This window comes from Ensifer sp. ENS06 (genome assembly GCF_014852205.1).
Classification (GTDB): Bacteria; Pseudomonadota; Alphaproteobacteria; order Rhizobiales; family Rhizobiaceae; genus Ensifer; species Ensifer adhaerens.
In genome coordinates, this window is sequence record NZ_JACVBC010000001.1 from 358,931 (window position 1) to 372,610 (window position 13,680).

Sequence of the window (13,680 nt, forward strand, 5' to 3'; positions counted from 1 at the left end):
CGGCATGACCCAGGAAACCGCCCTTCTGTCGACGACGCCCGCCACGGGCGACGAGCGCGCCCCGGCCCGCAAGGTCTTCGTCAAGACCTACGGCTGCCAGATGAACGTCTACGATTCCGACCGCATGACGGACGCCCTGTCGCGCGACGGCTACGTCTCGACCGATGTGCTGGAAGACGCAGACTTCGTCCTGCTCAACACCTGTCACATTCGCGAGAAGGCGGCAGAAAAGGTGTATTCCGAACTCGGCCGCCTGCGTGATCTGAAGAAGGAAAGGGCCAAGGAAGGCCGCGAGATGGTGATCGGCGTTGCCGGCTGCGTCGCGCAGGCCGAAGGCAACGAGATCCTGCGGCGCGCACCGGCCGTCGACCTGGTGATCGGCCCGACCACCTATCACCGGCTGCCCGAGGCGCTGAAGCGCGCCCGCAGCGGCGAGCGTGTCGTGCAGACGGAGTATGCCGTCGAAGACAAGTTCGAACACCTGCCGGCACCCGACAAGGCAAAGACCCGCATGCGCGGCGTTACCGCGTTCCTGACGGTTCAGGAAGGCTGCGACAAGTTCTGCACCTTCTGTGTCGTGCCCTACACGCGCGGCTCCGAGGTTTCCCGCCCCGTCGCCCAGATCGTCTCGGAGGCGGAAAAGCTGGTCGAGGGCGGCGTGCGCGAGATCACCCTGCTCGGTCAGAACGTCAACGCCTGGCACGGCGTCGGGCCCGATGGCCGCGAATGGGGCCTTGGCGACCTGCTTTCGCGTCTTGGCGAGATCGAGGGTCTTGCCCGGCTGCGTTACACCACCAGCCACCCGCGCGACATGGACGACAGCCTGATCGAGGCGCATCGCTCGATGGTAAAGCTGATGCCCTACCTGCACCTGCCGGTGCAGTCCGGCTCCGACCGTATTCTGAAGGCGATGAACCGCAGGCATACGGCGGCGGAATATCTGGCGCTGATCGCGCGCATCCGCGCCGTCCAGCCGGACCTCGCATTGTCGGGCGATTTCATCGTTGGCTTCCCCGGCGAGACCGATGAAGACTTCGAGGACACCATGCGCCTCGTCGAAGCCGTGGGTTATGCACAGGCATTTTCATTCAAATATTCGACCCGTCCCGGAACGCCGGGCGCCGAGCTCGGCGACCAGGTTCCCGAGGACGTGAAAGCCAAGCGCTTGGAAAAATTGCAGGCTTTGCTGTTTTCCCAGCAGCGCGCCTTTGCCGAGTCCTGTGTCGGCCGCGAAATCGACCTGCTTTTGGAGAAGGAAGGGCGCATGCCCGGCCAACTCGTCGGGCGTTCGCCGTGGCTGCAGCCGGTGAATGTTGATGCAAAAGCATCGCAAATCGGTGACATTATCAAGGTGCGAATCATCAAGGCCGGGCCGAACAGCCTGTTTGCGGAGATGATCGGGTAAGGACCGAAAACAAGGAGCCTGAACCGCTTGAACGGACACGAATTGATCTCTTCATCCACGCGCCAGTCGAAAACAACTGCGACAGACGCCAATCACTTCGTGCTGACCTTCGAGAACAATCGGTTCGCCAGCGAGCTCTTCGGCCAGTTCGATCAGAACTTGAAGCTTCTCGAAGAGCGCCTGCGCATCGACGCTCGGCCGCGCGGCAATTCCGTCGCGATCTCGGGTGACGTCGTCGCCACCAACCAGGCCCGCCGTGCTCTCGATTATCTCTACGGGCGGTTGCAGGGCGGCGCGTCGATCGATACGTCTGATGTCGAGGGTGCGATCCGAATGGCGGTTGCCGCCGACGATCAGCTACAATTGCCGACCATGGAGCGTAAAGCCAAATTGACAATGGCGCAGATTTCGACGCGCAAGAAGACGATCGCCGCGCGCACGCCAACGCAGGATGCCTATATCCGAGCGCTCGAGCGGTCCGAGCTCGTCTTCGGCGTAGGCCCCGCCGGTACCGGCAAGACCTATCTTGCCGTCGCCCACGCCGCACAGCTGCTTGAGCGCGGCGCCGTCGACCGTATCGTGCTCTCTCGCCCTGCAGTCGAGGCGGGCGAGCGCCTGGGCTTCCTGCCGGGCGACATGAAGGAGAAGGTCGATCCCTATCTTCGGCCGCTCTACGACGCGCTCTACGACATGATGCCGGGCGACAAGGTCGAACGCGCGATCACCGCCGGGGTCATCGAAATCGCGCCGCTCGCCTTCATGCGCGGCCGTACGCTCGCCAATGCTGCCGTCATCCTCGACGAGGCACAGAACACCACATCGATGCAGATGAAGATGTTCCTGACCCGTCTTGGCGAAAACGGCCGGATGATCGTCACCGGCGATCCGAGCCAGGTGGACCTACCGCGCGGCGTTAAATCGGGGCTGGTCGAGGCCCTGCAGATCCTGAGAGGGGTCGAGGGCGTCTCGGTCGTCCGCTTCAAGGATGTCGATGTCGTTCGCCATCCGATGGTGGCGCGCATCGTCAAGGCCTACGAATCCCATACGGCCGTGCACGACGAAAGCGAGCAAGGCGACCGCTAACAGGCGGTCGCTGCGATCATGACGGCATTGGATATCCAGATCAGCGTGGAAGAGGGCAACTGGCCGGACGAAGAGGCGTTGCTCGCCTTCTCGTCGCCCGTGCTCGAAGCGGCGGCAGCCTTTCTCGCAAGCGAAGAACAGCAGCCGTTGCCGAACATGCCGCCGGAGCTCTCGCTCGTATTCACCGACGATGCCTCCATGCGCGCGATCAACGCCGAGTGGCGCAACCAGGACAAGCCGACCAACGTTCTGTCCTTCCCGGCCTTTCCCGTGACGCCCGGATCGATGCCCGGACCGATGCTCGGCGACATCATCGTTGCCCGCGAAACCCTCGAGCGCGAGGCGGTGGAGCTCGAGAAGTCCTTCGATCAGCATCTGACGCATCTTCTCGTGCATGGATTCCTGCATCTTTTCGGCTATGATCATATGGAAGATGATGAAGCCGAAAGAATGGAAAGCCTGGAGACTCGCATTTTGGCGCGTCTTGGCTTATCTGACCCCTACGGGGATCGTACCCCGGATTAACAGTTTGGACCGATGAGCGATTATAAAACACAGCCTGTCGCGCTGGCGACCGAGGAGGCAGATGCCTCCGGAGAGGCGGAGGCGGGCAGTAGTAGCACCGCCACTCGACACGAGGGCACGAAATCCACTTCCACTTTCTGGAGCCGGGCCGCGCGCCTTTTGCGCGGCGCAAGTCCATCGAGCCTGCGCGAGGATCTTGCTGACGCGCTGCAGACCGATGCCGACAGCAACACGGTCTTTTCGCCCGGCGAACGGGCGATGCTCAACAACATCCTGCGGTTCCGCGAGATCCGGGTCGAGGACGTCATGGTCCCGCGCGCCGACATCGAGGCGGTCGACCAGAGCATCACCATCGGCGAGCTGATGGTGATCTTCGAGGAATCCGGCCGCTCGCGCATGCCGGTCTATAGCGACGGGCTCGATGACCCTCGCGGCATGGTCCACATTCGCGACCTGCTGTCCTACGTCACCAAACAGGCCCGCAATCGCCGGCGTAACGGCAAGGCCCAGGCGTCGACGACGGCTGCGTCCGAAAAGACGCCGCGCTCGCCCAAGGCAAGTTTCGACCTTTCACGTGTCGATCTAGGCAAGTCGTTGGAAGAGGCGGGCATCGTCCGCCAGCTTCTCTTCGTGCCGCCCTCTATGCTGGCCTCCGACTTGATGCAGCGCATGCAGGCGGCCCGTATCCAGATGGCGCTTGTCATCGACGAATATGGCGGAACCGATGGCCTCGTCTCGCTCGAAGACATCGTCGAGATGGTCGTCGGCGACATCGAGGATGAGCACGACGATGACGAAGTCATGTTCGCGCGCACTTCGGACGATGTCTTTATCGCCGACGCTCGTGTCGAGCTGGAAGAGATCGCCGCGGCGATCGGTCCCGACTTCGACGTGCGCGAACAGCTCGAAGACGTCGACACCCTCGGCGGCCTGATCTTCGCTTCACTGGGCCGCATTCCCGTACGCGGCGAGGTCGTTCAGGCGATCCCGGGCTTCGAGTTCCAGATCCTCGACGCCGACCCGCGCCGCGTGAAGCGCGTCCGCATCATGCGCAAGCGCCCGCCCGCCCGCCGCCGCGTCCTGCGACCGGAAGGCGAGACGATTGCGGAGGCCGGTGCGCTCAATCGCGCCAACGGTGCAGCCGCCTCCGAGGCAGCGGCCGACGAACAGTAATTGTCCGGTTCCCGCGCGTTTCTGCGCGCGCGGGAAGTCCTCCCCCCACCTTTGACGTCTCCCGAGGCTGTGTCGTAAACACCGACCAAGGGCCGGAACCGTCGTCTCGCCCCCTAATCCAGCCCCGAAAGGGGACAAGCAGCCGGTTTTTTGGAAGACTGGCCCCGATTGATTCGGGTGTTGTTTCGCTCCTTCGCCGTGGCAGGCTGCGGGATCGACTGGAGGCTGTATGGCAAGATTGGCTGGCAGGGTGATGCTACTTTCCGGGTTCCCCCGGGCTTTGCTTGCTTTCTTCGCGGGGCTGCTCGCGGTTCTGGCCCAGCCGCCCTTCGGCATCTTCGCCTTTGCTTTCGTCGCTTTCCCGATTCTCGTCTGGCTGCTCGACGGTGCGACCGGAAGTCCGGACGGTGGCTTCATCCGCCGGCTCTGGCCGGCTGCGGTTGTCGGCTGGTGGTTCGGCTTCGGTTACTTCCTCGGTGGTCTCTGGTGGCTCGGCAATGCGCTGCTCGTCGAGGCCGACGAGTTCGCCTGGGCGCTGCCGCTCGCCGTCGTGGGCCTGCCGGCCTTTCTCGCGCTGTTCTATGCGTTGGCGACGCTGATCGCCCGCCTTTTCTGGTCCGACGGCGTCGGGCGCATCGCCGCACTCGCCCTGGGCTTCGGGCTTGCCGAATGGCTGCGCAGCTTCCTCTTTACCGGCTTTCCCTGGAATGCGATCGGCTATGCGGCCATGCCGATGCCGCTGATGATGCAGTCGGCAAGCGTCATCAATCTCGCGACCGTCAACATGCTCGCCGTCTTCGTCTTTGCCGCTCCCGCCCTGATCGCGACGGGCCGCGGGAGCCGGATCGGGCTCACGATCGCCGTCGTGCTTTTTGCCGGCCATGTGGGCTTCGGCTTCTACCGCCTGTCGCAGCCGGCGCCGGCCTCGCCCGAGCCGCCGCTGACCGTGCGCCTCGTCCAGCCGGTGATCGACCAGGCAAAGAAGCTCGATGACGGCGAGCGTGCCGCGGTGTTCGAGGAGCATCTGGCTTTGACCGCCGTGGCTCCGGAGAAAGACGGCAAGCGGCCGGATATCGTCGTCTGGCCCGAGACGTCGATCCCTTTCATCCTCACCGACAATCCGGACGCACTGGCGCGTATCGCCGAGGTGCTTGATGAGGACCAGATCCTGATTGCCGGCGCGGTGCGCGTAGAGTATGCCGGCGCCGGTCTGCCGCCCCGCTACTACAACTCGATCTACATGATCGACGGTCGGGGCCAGATCATCGGCGCTGCCGACAAGGTGCATCTGGTGCCTTTCGGCGAATATCTTCCCTTCGAGGATCTGTTGTCTTCCTGGGGCCTGAGTTCGGTCGCCGCGTCGATGCCCGGTGGCTTCACAGCGGCCAAGAACCGTTCGCTGCTGACGCTGCCCAGCGGCCGCGCGCTGTATCCGCTCGTTTGCTACGAGGCGATCTTCCCGGACGAGATCGATGGGGCCGCGCGCCGGGCCGATGTGCTTCTCAATGTTACCAACGACGCCTGGTTCGGAGATACGCCAGGCCCGCGCCAGCATTTCCATCAGGCACAATTAAGGGCCGTTGAAACCGGCACCCCCCTTGTCCGAGCGGCAAACAGCGGTATATCAGCAATTGTTGATGCACGTGGGGTTTTAATGGTAGGATTATCCTACAATTATAGGGGAGTGGTCGACACACTTCTGCCGGGAAGGATGCCTACCCCGTTGGACGACGCTATGCGAAGCCGCGTTTTCTGGCTGGGTGCGATCTTCCTCCTTCTGGTTGCAGTGTTTTCGCGTGTTGGTTTTAATATTAGGAAGAATTGACCTAAAACCCCTAAAATTGCATAGTGGTCCGCACCATCGTCCTTGTTGTGCTGGCTCTGTCCTTATCACCCTGGCGGTCGCTTCGGTGAGCGTAGGTCTCATGCTGGGCGATGGATAAACGAAACAGCGTGTTTGGGAACGCAGATATGATCGAAAACAAGAAGAAGCCGAACCCGATCGACATTCATGTCGGAAGTCGGATTCGTCTTCGCCGTACGATGCTTGGCATGAGCCAAGAGAAGCTCGGCGAAAGTCTGGGGATCACTTTCCAGCAGATCCAGAAGTACGAGAAGGGCACGAACCGCGTCGGCGCCAGCCGGTTGCAGAACATTTCAGGCATCCTGAACGTTCCGGTTTCCTTCTTCTTCGAAGATGCCCCGGGCGATAACGCTGCCGGTCAGTCCGGCATGGCAGAAGCTTCCAGCTCGAACTACGTCGTCGATTTCCTGTCGTCCTCCGAGGGGCTGCAGCTCAACCGCGCTTTCGTCAAGATCACCGACCCGAAGGTTCGCCGTCGGCTCGTCGATCTCGTCAAGGCACTCGCTGCGGAAGCAGAAAGCGAATAGTTCCAACGTTCCCCGTCGGGACTTGAAAAACAAAGCGGCCATTTGTGCCGCTTTTTTCTTGCGCGCCTTTCCCTCCGGCGCACCAAAGTGATTGGCCGCAATGGCGATATAAAGATATATTTATGTCGTTGTGTGCTTGTTTTTCGGTCGCAAAACCACTAACACCGTGCCAGCGCTTTTTCTTCATTGAGGGGACTTCCCGCATGCGTGCAAACTACCTGTTCACGAGTGAATCCGTAGCCGAAGGTCATCCGGACAAGGTGTGTGACCGTATCTCCGACGAGATCGTGGACCTGGTCTACCGCGAAGCGGCCAAGACCGGTGTCGATCCCTGGGGCGTGCGTATCGCCTGCGAGACGCTGGCGACCACCAACCGTGTCGTGATTGCCGGCGAAGTGCGCCTGCCGCCGAGCCTTCTGAAGAAGGACAAGGACGGCAACGACGTCATCAACCCCTCGAAGTTCAAGTCCGCCGCCCGCAAGGCGATCCGCGAGATCGGCTATGAGCAGGACGGCTTCCACTGGAAGACCGCGAAGATCGACGTGCTCCTGCACTTCCAGTCCGCTCACATCGCTCAGGGCGTCGACAGCGCTGCCGACAAGCAGGGCGAAGAAGGTGCCGGCGACCAGGGCATCATGTTCGGCTACGCCTGCCGCGAGACCGCCGAGCTGATGCCGGCGCCGATCTACTATTCGCACCGCATCCTCAACCTGCTCGCCGCTGCCCGCAAGAAGGGCGAGGGCGAAGTCGCCAAGCTCGGCCCTGACGCCAAGAGCCAGGTCACCGTACGCTACGTCGACGGCAAGCCGGCGGAAGTCACCTCGATCGTTCTGTCGACGCAGCACCTCGATGACACCTGGGATTCGGCCAAGGTTCGCTCGGTTGTCGAGCCCTATATCCGCGAAGCCCTCGACGATCTGAAGATCGCCGACGACTGCACCTGGTACATCAACCCGACCGGCAAGTTCGTCATCGGCGGCCCGGATGGCGATGCTGGCCTCACCGGCCGCAAGATCATCGTCGACACCTATGGCGGTGCCGCACCGCACGGCGGCGGCGCTTTCTCGGGCAAGGACACGACCAAGGTCGACCGTTCGGCCGCCTATGCTGCCCGTTACCTGGCGAAGAACGTCGTTGCCGCCGGCCTGTCCGACCGATGCACGATCCAGCTGTCCTACGCCATCGGCGTCGCCCAGCCGCTGTCGATCTATGTCGACCTGCACGGCACCGGCAAGGTTTCGGAAGACCAGGTCGAGGATGCGATCCGCAAGACGATGGACCTGTCGCCGACCGGCATCCGCCGTCATCTCGACCTCAACAAGCCGATCTATGCCAAGACGTCTGCCTATGGCCACTTCGGCCGCAAGGCTGGCCGCGACGGTTCCTTCTCCTGGGAGAAGCTCGACCTCGTGAAGCCGCTGAAGGCTGCGATCGAGCAGAGCGGCGCCGTCAACGGCCGCGCTGCCGCCTAACAGGCGATGGGGCGCGGCGTCACGCCGCGCATTGAAGGTAGCGCAACGTCCTGCTATCAGGCGTTTGCGAAAATCAAGGCGGGCGCTCCGACAAGGAGCGCCCGCTTCGTTCATTTTGATTTTGGGTTGGCCTGATCCAGATCGGTATGACCAAGGGAAAGACGACATGACCGAACCGCGCCGCGCCAGAGCAACCGAAGCCTTTTTCGGCCGCCGCAAGGGCAAGCCGTTGCGCGAGCGGCAGGCGGCGCATTTGGAAACCGTGTTGCCGACCCTGAAGCTCGACCTTTCGAGCCCGCCTCCGGCGGCCCTGAAGACCCTCTATCCGCAGGGCGTGGACCGCATGCGCCTCGAAATCGGTTTCGGCGGCGGCGAACACCTGATCCACCGTGCGGCCGAAGCGCCGTCGACCGGCTTCATCGGCGTCGAACCCTTCGTCAATTCCATGGCCAAGCTTGTCGGTCATATCGAGGAGCGCGGCGTCAGCAACGTCAGGCTCTATGACGACGACGCCACCCAGGTCCTCGATTGGCTGCCGGCCGCGTCGATCGACCAGATCGACCTGCTCTATCCGGACCCGTGGCCGAAGCGCAAACACTGGAAGCGCCGTTTCGTCTCCAAGATCAATCTCGATCGCTTCGCCCGCGTGCTGAAGCCCGGCGGCGTGTTCTGCTTCGCCTCGGATATCGATACCTATGTCAACTGGACGCTGCTGCACTGCCGCGATCACGCAGCCTTCGAGTGGACGGCAGAGACGGCTTCCGATTGGCTGACGCCCTATGAGGGATGGCCGAGCACGCGCTACGAGGCCAAGGCACGCAGGGAAGGGCGAAGCTCCGCCTACCTCACCTTCCGGCGCGTCTAAAGCAATTCCAGGAAAAGTGCGAAGCGGTTTTCTGTCCGGAATTGCGGACTAGCAGATCAATTCCAGGAAAAGTGCGAAGCGGTTTTCTGTCCGGAATTGCGGACTAGCAGATCAATTCCAGGAAAGGTGCGAAGCGGTTTTCCGCTCGCGCTTGCGTCGCTCTCGAGAGCGACGGCTTCCATTCAAACGTCCGATTGCCGTCTCCACCGACGGCAGCCTGTCAGTGCAGGGTGACCGTCTTCAGATCATCCTCGGCCGCCTTGAAGAAGGTGCTGGAACGGTTGTCTGTCAGAAGGATCGGCGTGCCGTCGGCGCCGAAGAGCGCCCAGAGATCGATACCCGGTCCCATCTCCGGCGCTTCCGGGAAGCAGCGCGAGACTTCTTCCGAGCGCATCTTCCGGATGTAGCCGATTTCGCCTTCGCCGAGATGTGCGAGGTCGTTCTTCGACAGCGACGAGCTGATGTCTTTCAGTCCCATGGTGACACTCCGTGGTCGCCGGTGAGGGGAGAATCCCGCCGGTTATCCTACTCTGGGACTGAAATGTTAATTTTCTTTACCATACGAACCGGTTCGGGACGAACGAGGTCGACGGAGAGCAGGCCGTTGCGCAGTTCCGCGCCCAGAACTTTCATGCCGTCGGCGAGAACGAAAGTGCGTTGAAACTGGCGTGCCGCAATGCCGCGGTGCAGGTAATCGCGGTCGCCGTTGTCGATCTGCCGGCCGCGGATGACGAGCTGGTTCTCTTCGGTGGTGACTTCGAGGTCTTCTTCGGAAAAGCCTGCCACGGCGAGCGTGATGCGCAACCGTTCCGGTTCGTCGGTCGAGGCATCGCCGCGAACGCGTTCTATGTTGTAGGGCGGGTATCCGTCGTTGCCCTTGGCGATCCGCTCAAGGGTCTTTTCCATCGTATCGAAACCCAGCAGAAGCGGGCTCGTAAAAGGGGTAATTCGGCTCATTCTTCAAGTCCTTGCGAGATCAAGCGACCGTTGTTCGGACCTGCCTTGCAGCATCCTTTCCGCAATATGGTAGCTGTGCGCAATGAGTGCAAGCCGCTTGCCTCCGGCGTGCACGCAAATCATAGTCCGCTCTCGCAGAATCCGGGAATGGGACAAAGGAACGCCAGGGCGTTTACTCCCGTCCGGCCCAATGCAACGTATCGATCGCGCCGAACAACGTGGTCCAGGGAGGACGAGAAAGTGCCCGTGCCGAGAAAGATAATCATAGACACCGACCCCGGGCAGGACGATGCCGCCGCCATCATGCTCGCCTTCGGCAGTCCGGAAGAGATCGACCTGCTCGGCATCACCGCGGTCGCCGGCAACGTGCCGCTGGCGCTGACGGCCCGCAATGCGCGCATCCTGTGCGAGCTCTGCGACCGGCCGAAGGTTCGGGTGTTCTCGGGCGCCGACAAGCCGATTGCTCGCCCGCTGGTGACCGCCGAGCACGTGCACGGCAAGACCGGCCTCGACGGCCCGGAGCTTACTGAGCCGACAATGAAGCTCGAGGAGCAGCATGCGGTCGACTTCATCGTCGAGACGTTGCGAAAGGAGCCAGAGGGCACCGTGACGCTCTGCACGCTCGGCCCGCTCACCAACATCGCGCTGGCCCTGCAGAAGGCGCCTGACATTGCGCAGCGGGTCAAGGAACTGGTGATGATGGGTGGCGGCTTCTTCGAAGGCGGCAACATCACGCCCGCCGCCGAATTCAACGTCTACGTCGATCCCGAGGCAGCCGACATCGTCTTCCGTTCGGGCATTCCGATCGTGATGATGCCGCTCGATGTCACCCACCGGGTGCTGACCCACAAGGCGCGCGTCCAGAAGATCCGCGACATCGGCAGCCGCCCGGCGATCGCAATGGCCGAGATGCTCGAATTCTTCGAGCGCTTCGATATCGAGAAGTACGGCACCGATGGCGGTCCGCTGCACGATCCGACGGTCATTGCCTATCTGTTGCGCCCCGAGCTTTTCACCGGCCGCGATTGCAACGTCGAGATCGAGACCAAGTCGGAGCTGACGGCCGGCATGACCGTCGTCGACTGGTGGCAGGTCACCGGCCGGCCGCACAACGCCAAGGTTATGCGCTTCGTCGATGACCAGGGCTTCTTCGACCTTTTGACCGAGCGGCTGGCTCGCATCTGAGCCTCGGCTCAATCCTCGTAGTCCAAACAAAAACGGCGCCCCGAGAGGCGCCGTTTTCTTTTGTCGTTCCGTTGATCAGAACTCTTCCCAGTTGTCCTGGGCAAGCGCGTTGGCGCCGGAGGTCTGGGTCAGCACCCGCTGCGTCGAAGCTGAGTAATTGCTTCGCGATGGGTTCGCCGCCGGAGCGGGCCGCGCCTCGCGGGCGGGGGCCGGGACCGGAGCGGGGCGTTCGGCCGCGCGCATGCGCTCGGCCGTGCCACGCAGCATAGCCGCCGAGGACGGTTGGGCCGATGCGGTCGCCTGCGCGACCCGGAAGCGGGCCACGAGCGTGTTGAGCGTTCGGGCTTCTTCGTTGAGCGCCATGCCGGCCGCGGTCGTTTCCTCGACCATCGCGGCGTTCTGCTGGGTTACCTGGTCCATCTGGTTGACGGCAGAGTTGATCTCCTTCAGGCCGACGGCCTGTTCTGAAGCGGAGCTGGAGATCTGGCGGATGAGGCCGTTGATCTGCACGACCTGCTCCGCGATCTTTTCGAGCGCGCCACCGGCCTTGCCGACGAGATCAACACCTTCGCGCACCTGGCCGGCCGAGGTGTTGATCAGTGTCTTGATCTCCTTGGCGGCATTGGCAGAGCGCTGGGCGAGTTCGCGCACTTCCTGGGCGACGACGGCAAAACCCTTGCCGGCCTCACCTGCACGCGCCGCTTCGACACCGGCGTTCAGCGCCAGAAGGTTGGTCTGGAAGGCGATTTCGTCGATGACGCCGATGATGCGGCTGACTTCGTGCGAGGACTGCTCGATGCCCTTCATCGCGGCAATCGCCTTCTGCACCACTTCGCCCGACTGTCCGGCATCGCTGCTGGCCACATCCACCGATTTGGCGGCGACCTTGGCGTTTTCGGCGCTGGCGTTGACCTGCGAGGTCAGCTCGTCAAGAGCCGCTGCTGTCTCTTCCAGGCTTGCAGCCTGCTGTTCGGTGCGGTGCGACAGGTCGTTGGCGGCGCTGCTGATTTCGCTGGTGCCGTTGCCGATGTTGACGACCGAATGGTTGACGGTGCGGATCGTCTCTTCGAGGCTTTCCATTGCCGCGTTGAAGTCGCGCTTGAGCTGCGCGTATTCGCCCGGGAAATCGTCGGTGATGCGGAATGCGAGATCGCCGGACGACAGATGCGAGAGACCCTTGCCGAGGCGGGCGACGATGTCGCGCTGAAGCGCGCTCGATTCGGCACGCTCGGTTTCCGAGCGGCCGCGTTCGCGCTCGGCCTGTTCGCGCTCATGGCGGGCTTCGCCTTCGAGGCGCTTGGTGTCGGCAAGCTGATGGCGGAAGCCTTCGAGCGCCTTGGCGACTTGACCGGTTTCGTCGGAACGATCCTGGCCGGCGATCGCCTTGGTGTAGTCACCATGGCTGAGATCGTTCACGTCCTTGACGAGGCTTGCCAGCGGCTTCTGCACGAAACCACGAACCGCGAGATAGAGACCGAACAACACAGCGCCGAGCACGACGAGGCCGCCGACGATCATCATGTAGGTCTGATCCTTGACCGGCGCATTGATCGCGGTACGCGGCACGTCGACGAGCACGACCCAGCTGGTGTTCACGCCCGAGAGAGTGAACGGATAGACGAGACGGTCGAAGGGCTCGTTGCCGTCATAGGAGAGGTTGGAGATGATGCCCGGCTTGCCGGAGGCGAGCGCGTTCTTGACGACCTCGTTGCCTTCTCCGTCATACTCCTTGAGCAGAAGGTCCGGGATCGGCGCGACCAGCCATTTGCCGGTCTGCGACAGCAGGTAGACGCGGCCGGTGTCGAAGGGCTTCAGCTTCGAGAGGCCATCGCCGAGCGAGGCGAGCGAAATGTCGACGCCGGTGACGCCGAGAAGCTTGCCGCCGGACATGACCGGGTAGGCGATCGAGCTCATCGCGGTCGGAACGTCGGTGTCCTGCGCGGTGTAGGGCTGGGTGATGGCACCCTTGCCGCTTTTTGCCGCGAGTTTGTACCACTCGGCCGCATAGTCAGCGCCGAAAGTAGAGTACTGGATTTCGTTGGTGCGGCTCTTCGACCAGTAGGGCGTGAAGATGCCCTTGTCGTTGCCGCCCAGTTCCTTGTTGTTGACGAGGTCTTCCTGGCGACCGTCGAAAGCCTTGGGTTCTTCCGCGAACCAGCTGCCGAAGGCGAACGGGTTCTGCTCGAGGTTTGCCCTGAGGATGTTGATCACCCCGGTGCGCTCCAGCGACTTTTCGGCATGTGCGCGGCCGAGGATGCCCGCCATCGAGCGGGCAGCACTTGCAAGCTCGCCGATGTCGCCGGCAATGTCGGAGGCAATCGCGCGGGCTTCGCCGCCAGCCTGTTCGAGGACCAGCGTTTCGACGCGGTCCTGGGTCTGGGATATGAGAACGAAATTCGAGGCAAGCAGGACAAGTGCGATCGTGCCGCCTGTCACCGCGATCAGTTTGGTCGCCAGCGATTTGGCTTGGAACTTGAACATGAAATCCTCACGTGCTGGGAGGTTCGCAGGTTTTCACCTGCGGTGGACGCATTTCGCAATGGGGGTGAACTCCATCATGGAGCGTCAGATGCCGACCGGCATGTTGGAGACGACCAGGCGCTTCGGCCGGTTTTCTCACGGTC

12 protein-coding genes are annotated in these 13,680 nt (G+C 62.6%); 9 read left to right on the forward strand and 3 right to left on the reverse strand.

Features of this window, described 5'->3' with window-relative positions:
- Positions 1-4: 4 nt before the first annotated feature.
- From miaB to IB279_RS01870, 8 genes are all read left to right on the forward strand, one after another.
- The gene (miaB, locus tag IB279_RS01835) at positions 5-1,405 is read left to right on the forward strand and encodes a tRNA (N6-isopentenyl adenosine(37)-C2)-methylthiotransferase MiaB (protein ID WP_060607267.1); all 1,401 of its coding nucleotides are present in this window, start codon (positions 5-7) and stop codon (positions 1,403-1,405) included.
- Positions 1,406-1,432: 27 nt separating this feature from the next.
- Positions 1,433-2,488 carry a PhoH family protein gene (locus tag IB279_RS01840; RefSeq protein ID WP_034797402.1) on the forward strand — a complete coding sequence of 352 codons (1,056 nt, stop codon included), beginning with the start codon at positions 1,433-1,435 and terminating at the stop codon, positions 2,486-2,488.
- Between the two features lie 18 nt (positions 2,489-2,506).
- The gene (gene ybeY, locus IB279_RS01845) at positions 2,507-3,013 is read left to right on the forward strand and encodes an rRNA maturation RNase YbeY (RefSeq protein WP_113189778.1); all 507 of its coding nucleotides are present in this window, start codon (positions 2,507-2,509) and stop codon (positions 3,011-3,013) included.
- Between the two features lie 12 nt (positions 3,014-3,025).
- Positions 3,026-4,186 carry a hemolysin family protein gene (locus IB279_RS01850; protein WP_192338957.1) on the forward strand — a complete coding sequence of 387 codons (1,161 nt, stop codon included), beginning with the start codon at positions 3,026-3,028 and terminating at the stop codon, positions 4,184-4,186.
- Positions 4,187-4,415: 229 nt separating this feature from the next.
- Positions 4,416-6,011 (forward strand): apolipoprotein N-acyltransferase, encoded by a 1,596-nt coding sequence (gene lnt, locus IB279_RS01855; RefSeq protein ID WP_113187534.1) that lies wholly within the window; start codon positions 4,416-4,418, stop codon positions 6,009-6,011.
- Positions 6,012-6,157: 146 nt separating this feature from the next.
- Positions 6,158-6,577: a helix-turn-helix domain-containing protein gene (locus IB279_RS01860; RefSeq protein ID WP_034797393.1), complete on the forward strand. Its 420-nt coding sequence runs from the start codon at positions 6,158-6,160 to the stop codon at positions 6,575-6,577.
- 203 nt (positions 6,578-6,780) lie between these two features.
- Positions 6,781-8,049, forward strand: coding sequence for a methionine adenosyltransferase (gene metK / locus IB279_RS01865; protein WP_089043190.1), 1,269 nt, complete (start codon positions 6,781-6,783; stop codon positions 8,047-8,049).
- Positions 8,050-8,215: 166 nt separating this feature from the next.
- A complete protein-coding gene (locus IB279_RS01870; protein WP_113187533.1) occupies positions 8,216-8,914 on the forward strand; it encodes a tRNA (guanosine(46)-N(7))-methyltransferase TrmB in 699 nt (232 codons plus the stop codon).
- Positions 8,915-9,134: 220 nt separating this feature from the next.
- Here IB279_RS01870 and IB279_RS01875 read toward each other — a convergent pair whose 3' ends face one another.
- A complete protein-coding gene (locus tag IB279_RS01875; protein ID WP_034797387.1) occupies positions 9,135-9,392 on the reverse strand; it encodes a DUF1150 family protein in 258 nt (85 codons plus the stop codon).
- A gap of 47 nt (positions 9,393-9,439) precedes the next feature.
- Entirely contained in the window at positions 9,440-9,871 is a 432-nt protein-coding gene (locus IB279_RS01880; RefSeq protein WP_034797386.1) for an Hsp20 family protein, read from the reverse strand.
- 240 nt (positions 9,872-10,111) lie between these two features.
- Between IB279_RS01880 and IB279_RS01885 the strand changes: the two genes are divergently transcribed.
- Positions 10,112-11,056, forward strand: coding sequence for a nucleoside hydrolase (locus IB279_RS01885; protein ID WP_060519791.1), 945 nt, complete (start codon positions 10,112-10,114; stop codon positions 11,054-11,056).
- Positions 11,057-11,131: 75 nt separating this feature from the next.
- Here IB279_RS01885 and IB279_RS01890 read toward each other — a convergent pair whose 3' ends face one another.
- Positions 11,132-13,537, reverse strand: a complete 2,406-nt coding sequence (locus IB279_RS01890; protein ID WP_113187532.1) for a methyl-accepting chemotaxis protein — start codon at positions 13,535-13,537, stop codon at positions 11,132-11,134.
- Positions 13,538-13,680 lie beyond the last annotated feature (143 nt).

Excerpts from the sequence above, each read along its gene's own strand:
- miaB (WP_060607267.1), top strand. The coding sequence starts at position 5 with ATGACCCAGGAAACCGCCCTTCTGTCGACGACGCCCGCCACGGGCGAC.
- ybeY (WP_113189778.1), top strand. The coding sequence starts at position 2,507 with ATGACGGCATTGGATATCCAGATCAGCGTGGAAGAGGGCAACTGGCCG.
- IB279_RS01850 (WP_192338957.1), top strand. The coding sequence starts at position 3,026 with ATGAGCGATTATAAAACACAGCCTGTCGCGCTGGCGACCGAGGAGGCA.
- lnt (WP_113187534.1), top strand. The coding sequence starts at position 4,416 with ATGGCAAGATTGGCTGGCAGGGTGATGCTACTTTCCGGGTTCCCCCGG.
- IB279_RS01860 (WP_034797393.1), top strand. The coding sequence starts at position 6,158 with ATGATCGAAAACAAGAAGAAGCCGAACCCGATCGACATTCATGTCGGA.
- metK (WP_089043190.1), top strand. The coding sequence starts at position 6,781 with ATGCGTGCAAACTACCTGTTCACGAGTGAATCCGTAGCCGAAGGTCAT.
- IB279_RS01870 (WP_113187533.1), top strand. The coding sequence starts at position 8,216 with ATGACCGAACCGCGCCGCGCCAGAGCAACCGAAGCCTTTTTCGGCCGC.
- IB279_RS01875 (WP_034797387.1), bottom strand. The coding sequence starts at position 9,392 with ATGGGACTGAAAGACATCAGCTCGTCGCTGTCGAAGAACGACCTCGCA.
- IB279_RS01880 (WP_034797386.1), bottom strand. The coding sequence starts at position 9,871 with ATGAGCCGAATTACCCCTTTTACGAGCCCGCTTCTGCTGGGTTTCGAT.
- IB279_RS01890 (WP_113187532.1), bottom strand. The coding sequence starts at position 13,537 with ATGTTCAAGTTCCAAGCCAAATCGCTGGCGACCAAACTGATCGCGGTG.